The sequence below is a fragment of the Streptomyces sp. NPDC004561 genome (assembly GCF_053602155.1).
The window spans coordinates 1-5,249 of the sequence record NZ_JBSGDB010000563.1; the positions used below are offsets into that span (position 1 = coordinate 1).

At 68.1% G+C, this 5,249-nt stretch carries 5 protein-coding genes and 1 pseudogene; 5 read left to right on the plus strand and 1 reads right to left on the minus strand.

Features of this window, described 5'->3' with window-relative positions:
• Together ACWEN3_RS40770 and ACWEN3_RS40775 are read left to right on the plus strand one after the other, a co-directional pair.
• Nucleotides 1–224 (plus strand): annotated as a pseudogene (locus ACWEN3_RS40770) (carbonic anhydrase); the annotation flags it as partial.
• Between the two features lie 525 nt (nucleotides 225–749).
• On the plus strand, nucleotides 750–1,595 hold the full coding sequence (locus ACWEN3_RS40775) for an RNA polymerase sigma factor SigF (protein ID WP_452982065.1): 846 nt from the start codon (nucleotides 750–752) through the stop codon (nucleotides 1,593–1,595).
• 84 nt (nucleotides 1,596–1,679) lie between these two features.
• Here ACWEN3_RS40775 and ACWEN3_RS40780 read toward each other — a convergent pair whose 3' ends face one another.
• Entirely contained in the window at nucleotides 1,680–2,129 is a 450-nt protein-coding gene (locus ACWEN3_RS40780; protein WP_452982068.1) for an ATP-binding protein, read from the minus strand.
• A gap of 481 nt (nucleotides 2,130–2,610) precedes the next feature.
• On the opposite strand from ACWEN3_RS40780, the gene ACWEN3_RS40785 reads away from it, so the two are divergent.
• From ACWEN3_RS40785 to ACWEN3_RS40795, 3 genes are read left to right on the plus strand one after another with little or no spacing between them, the layout of a single operon-like run.
• A complete protein-coding gene (locus tag ACWEN3_RS40785; RefSeq protein ID WP_452982076.1) occupies nucleotides 2,611–3,414 on the plus strand; it encodes an alpha/beta fold hydrolase in 804 nt (267 codons plus the stop codon).
• Entirely contained in the window at nucleotides 3,414–4,703 is a 1,290-nt protein-coding gene (locus tag ACWEN3_RS40790; protein WP_452982071.1) for a PP2C family protein-serine/threonine phosphatase, read from the plus strand. Before ACWEN3_RS40785 ends, ACWEN3_RS40790 begins: the two co-directional genes overlap by 1 nt.
• Nucleotides 4,700–5,038, plus strand: a complete 339-nt coding sequence (locus ACWEN3_RS40795) for an STAS domain-containing protein (RefSeq protein ID WP_452982074.1) — start codon at nucleotides 4,700–4,702, stop codon at nucleotides 5,036–5,038. Before ACWEN3_RS40790 ends, ACWEN3_RS40795 begins: the two co-directional genes overlap by 4 nt.
• Nucleotides 5,039–5,249 lie beyond the last annotated feature (211 nt).

Genomic DNA, 5,249 nt, shown 5'->3' on the forward strand with positions numbered 1-5,249 from the left:
GCGTGCTGGCAGCGCGGGCCGCCGGAAAGGTCGAGCCCGAGGAGATCCTCGCCGAGCACATAAGGCACACCGTCGACCTGCTGCTGGACCGCTCCAGGGTCCTCGCCGAGAAGGTCACCGCCGGTCAGGCCGCCGTGGTGGGCCTGTGCTACCGCCTGGCCGACGGCAGCGCCCAACTCGTCGCCTCCCGCGGCCTCGACGTGGCCATCCCCACCGCATCCTGACCGGTCCCTGGCCGCTCGTGATGTACCGCGGTCGGGCCATGGCAGGGCGTCTGCCGGGGGCCGGGTAGTGGTGGCGGCCGTCTTCCACGGCAGCGGGAAACTCGCGGTGGACGGCGGCGTGTCCTGCCTGGCGCGGTGACGTTGGAGGAGTCGGCGCGGCACTCGCGTGTCAGCGGCCTCGAAGATGCGTGCGACGGCGGCGGGATGGCGTTGGCGCCCAGTCCATAGACGGTCTCGGTCGGCAGCGCCACCAGGCCGCCGGCGCGCAGCACACCGGCCGCCTTGTCGATGTCACTGGCCCTTGCCGTCACGGTCGCCATCCTGGGAGGGCGCCGTGCCCGAGCTCCGTCAGGTACACCCCAGGGCACGCAGCACGTGGACCGTCCCGTCGGGTGCCGGGCCACTCGACCAGTCCCCTTCGTGTACATGCAGGCATAGATGCAAGATGGAGGGGTATCCGCGCGTCGGCGTCGGCCGCACCGGGTCGACAGTGACGGATGGCTTCGGTCGTGGGAGGGACATGACATGGCACTCATGATTGCGACAGCAATGGACACGCAGACCCTTGAGCTGCCCCAGGTTGCCGACCCCTCCCAGGTAGCGCCGAAGGACGCCCGCGAGCTGTCCAAGGTCTTCTTCGACCAGCTGGCCGTCCTGGAGGAGGGCACACCGGCCTACAGCTACGCGCGGAACACGCTGATCGAGATGAACATGTCCCTGGTCCGCTATGCGGCCGGCCGCTTCCGCAGCCGGGGTCCGGAGGAGATGGAGGACATCGTCCAGGTCGGCATGATCGGCCTGATCAAGGCGATCGACCGGTTCGACCTCTCGAGGGAGGCGGAGTTCACTTCCTTCGCCATCCCCTACATCGTGGGCGAGATCAAGCGGTTCTTCCGCGACACCACCTGGGCCGTGCACGTGCCGCGCCGCCTGCAGGAGGCCCGCGTACAGCTTGCCAAGGCGACCGAGGAGCTGCGCAGCCGCCTGGGCCGCACCCCGACGGTCAAGGAATTGTCGGAGCTGATGAGCCTGCCCGAGGACGAGGTCCGCGAGGCGCGGCTGGCCGCCAACGGCTACAACTCCTCCTCGCTGGACGCCACGCTCAACGCAAGTGAAGAGGGCGAAGCCGCGCTGCAGGACTTCATCGGCACCGAGGACACCGCTCTAGAGCTGGTGGAGGACTTCCACGCCCTCGCGCCGCTGATCGCCGAACTCGATGAGCGTGACCGGCAGATCATCCACCTGCGGTTCGTGGAGGAACTCACCCAGGCCCAGATCGGCGAACACCTGGGCGTCTCCCAGATGCACGTCTCCCGGCTGCTCTCGCGCTGCCTGGCCCGGCTGCGGGAAGGCATGCTCACCAGTCACTGAAAGGGCGCCCCAAGGGCGGGCCGAAACTGCCGCCCGCCGGCGAAACACACGATTGTCGGCATGCGCGGTGGCGGCAGACGCCGTCTAGTTGGCGAGCCTGTGAAGGCGGAGTTGAGCGACGATCTGCTTGCCGCTGTCCAGAGTGGTGGTGTGCAGGTGGTCGCAGAGTCGGTTGACCAGGTGCAGGCCGTGCCCGCCGACACGGCGGGCGTCGTGTGCCGGCAGTTCAGGAAGGTGAGGGGAGCTATCGCTCACCATGATGCGCAGCAGGACGGCGTCAGGAGTTAGTTCCAGCGCCAGTCCGCCCGGGCCGGGTGCATGTCGCACCGCATTGGTTACCAGCTCACTGACGATGAGCTGAGCGTCCTGGCTGCACTGGTGGTGGGGTTCGTGGCCGGCCTGGGCCAGTAGCGTCCGTATAGCCGCTCGGGCCTCAGCGATCGACACATCTGCCGTGTCCCAGGAGATGCTGTACCGCAGCGACGCCGCGGGCTCCTGGACGTCCGATGCCCGATTCTTCAGCGGGGTGACCATAGAACTCTTTCTGTAGGTTCTTGCCGTCTCATCTCAGACTGTCGTTGTCGCGTATTCGCTTACCCGCTGCCGCAGTGCTCATTGAGCGCCCACCACTCTTAAGATCTGGTCGTACCGGGTGACGTGCAGTTTCCTCTCAAAGGTCGCGTGCATTGCGTCATCTTCACATCTGTGCATGACAAGGGGCCAGTCAGCCCCCGGGCCCACAGACCAGTGACGTTGTGCCGGCCGACGGCCGGCGCTGTCGGCGGCAGCTCGGCTGCGGCCACGCGACTGTCCTCCGCGCCCTGCTCACACACCGCGCACACCTCCCGGAGAACAGTTGCCGTATGAGTTGCGCTCCGCTCATAGTGGGTGGCCGTTCAGGATGCGGTGTGTGCGAGGATCTGACCGGCCGTGTTGTGGACGCGGTGTGTGGGCCGGGGGAGGTGCGCCCGCTGCGGTGGCCCTGTTTATGAGCGGGGCCTGCGACACTGACCGGATGGATATCGGCCGCAGGAACAACGTCTTTATCACGGGCAATCCGCAGGGGCGGACGGTGGTGCTGGCGCATGGCTTCGGCTGTGATCAGAACATGTGGCGGCTGACGGTGCCGGCTCTGGCCGAGGAGTACCGGGTGGTGCTGTTCGACTACGTGGGTTCGGGCAGCGCGGATCCGTCCGCCTTCTCGGAGAGTCGTTACGCCTCGCTGCAGGGGTACGCCCAAGACGTGGTGGAGGTGTGCGAAGCGTTCGACGTGCAGGATGCGGTGTTCGTGGGGCATTCGGTCAGCGCGATGACCGGGGTGCTGGCCGCGGACATGGCGCCGGAACGCATCGGTGCCCTGGTGATGGTGGCCCCATCGCCGCGGTACATCGACGACGACGGCTACCGGGGCGGGTTCAGCGCCGAAGACATCGATGAGCTGCTGGCGTCGCTCGAGTCGAACTATCTGGGCTGGTCAGCGGCTATGGCTCCAGTGATCATGGGTAATGCGGAGCGGCCGGAACTGGGGGAGGAGCTGACGAACAGCTTCTGCGCCACCGACCCGGACATGGCGCGCGTCTTCGCCCGCACCACATTCCTGTCGGACTCCAGGGACGACCTGAAGAGCGTGCGGGTGCCGACGCTGGTGCTGGAATGCACCCAGGACGTGATCGCCCCCCGGGAAGTCGGCGCCTTCGTCCACCTGGCGATCCCCGGATCAGAACTGGTCACCTTGGACGCGACCGGCCACTGCCCGCACTTGTCCGCGCCGGAGGCCACCAACGAGGCCATTCGCGCATTCCTAGCAGGCCTGCAGTGATGTGCAGTACCGGGCAGCAGCCCGATCCGCCGGACGCAGACGACGACATAGCAGAGACGGCAGCTTTCGCGGCTCTATTGGAGGACAGCGCCGAAGAGCTGTACGAAAACGCGCCGTGCGGATACCTGTCCACCCTGATGGACGGCACCATCGCGAAGATCAACACCACCCTGCTGGGCTGGCTCGGCCTCGAGCGGGAGGCAGTGGTGGGCCGGATGCGGTTCACCGACCTGCTGACCGTGGGCGGCAAGCTGTACCACGAAACGCACTTCGCGCCGCTGCTGCGGATGCAGGGAGAGATCAGCGGCATAGCCCTGGAGATCAAGCAGGCCAACGGCGGCCGCATGCCAGTTCTGGTCTCCTCCGTGGTCAAGCAGGGCAGCAGCGGCGAGCCCCTGCTGATCCGCACCACTGTCTTCCACGCCCGCGACCGCCGCGCCTACGAAGAGGAACTCCTGCGCGGCCGCAAGGCGGCCGAAGAAGCACGCAAACAGGCCGAGGCCGACCGCACCCGGCTGCAGGACGCCCTCGCCGTGCTGCAGCAGTCGCTGCTACCCGAAACCCTCCCACCGGTCCCCGGCATGGAGACGGCCGCCTACTACCACACCGCCCACCCCGACCGGCTGGGCGGCGACTTCTACGACGTCTTCCCCATCGACGGCAAACGCTTCGCCTTCTTCCTCGGCGACGTATGCGGCAAAGGCCCCCAGGCCGCCGCGCTCACCTCACTGACCCGGTACACCCTGCGGGCCGCCGCCCTCCACGATCCCGACCCGGTCTCCGCCCTCTCGACTCTCAACAAGGTGCTCCACGAGCGTTACGCCGGCAGCGGCGACCCGCGCTACTGCACCGCCATCTTCGGCACCCTCGAACCCGACCCCACCACGGGGGAGGTCACGGTGCGACTGGCCTCGGGCGGCCACCCTCCCGTCCTCGTCCTGCGTGGCCACGGCACAGCCGACTTCCTGCCCACCCCCGGCGGCCTCCTCGTCGGCATCCTGCCCGAGGCGCGGTTCGCTACCGCCGCCACCACCCTCGCCATCGGCGACACTCTCCTGCTCTACACCGATGGCATCACCGAAGCCCGCACCGGAAAGGACCGCGCCACCCTGTTCGGCGACGAGGCACTGCGCGCCTTCGCCGCCGACCACGCCGGCACACCCCCGTACGCTGTCATCCAGGCCCTGACCGGCCTGTTGAACAGCTTCGGTGACGGCCTCGACGACGACACCGCCCTGCTCGCCCTCGGCGCCAGCGCCCCCGATTCCCAGACGACGAATCCACGATGACCCTGCTGAAGATCACCACCCGTGACGCCGCCACCGGTCCCGTACTGGAGATCTCCGGCGAACTCGACTACACCAGCGCCCCCGAGCTGCGGGACCTGCTCAGCACCATCGCCCTGCAGCCGGGCCAGCGCCTTGTCCTGGACTTGGCCGGCATGAACTTCTGCGACTCCAGCGGCCTCACCGCCCTCATCGCAGCCCGCAACCACGCGCACGCCGCCCAGGCCGACCTCGCACTCGCCGCAGTCCCCGCCCATACCCTGCGCGTCCTGCGCATCGTCGGCCTGGACCAGATCTTCCCGCTCCACCCCGGCAGCCACTCCGCCACCCGACCCTGACTCCGCTCAGTTCCGATGTGGGGCCGCCATCACACCCGCCACGACGGCGGGGAGGCACGGCGGGAGACCGTGTGGTCAGGGCGCGACGGCCGCGATGACTCATGGACAGGCGACAGGCGCGTGGCTTTTCCGCAACAAAATCGAGGGCCTCCCCGGATGACATCCGGGGAGGCCCTCGACGAAGCGGGGTGTCAGTGCTTGAAGGCGTCCC

Bases quoted from the DNA above. Each gene is read 5' to 3' on its own strand.
- ACWEN3_RS40785 (WP_452982076.1), top strand. From the start codon at position 2,611: ATGGATATCGGCCGCAGGAACAACGTCTTTATCACGGGCAATCCGCAG.
- ACWEN3_RS40795 (WP_452982074.1), top strand. From the start codon at position 4,700: ATGACCCTGCTGAAGATCACCACCCGTGACGCCGCCACCGGTCCCGTA.
- ACWEN3_RS40780 (WP_452982068.1), bottom strand. From the start codon at position 2,129: ATGGTCACCCCGCTGAAGAATCGGGCATCGGACGTCCAGGAGCCCGCG.
- ACWEN3_RS40790 (WP_452982071.1), top strand. From the start codon at position 3,414: ATGTGCAGTACCGGGCAGCAGCCCGATCCGCCGGACGCAGACGACGAC.
- ACWEN3_RS40775 (WP_452982065.1), top strand. From the start codon at position 750: ATGGCACTCATGATTGCGACAGCAATGGACACGCAGACCCTTGAGCTG.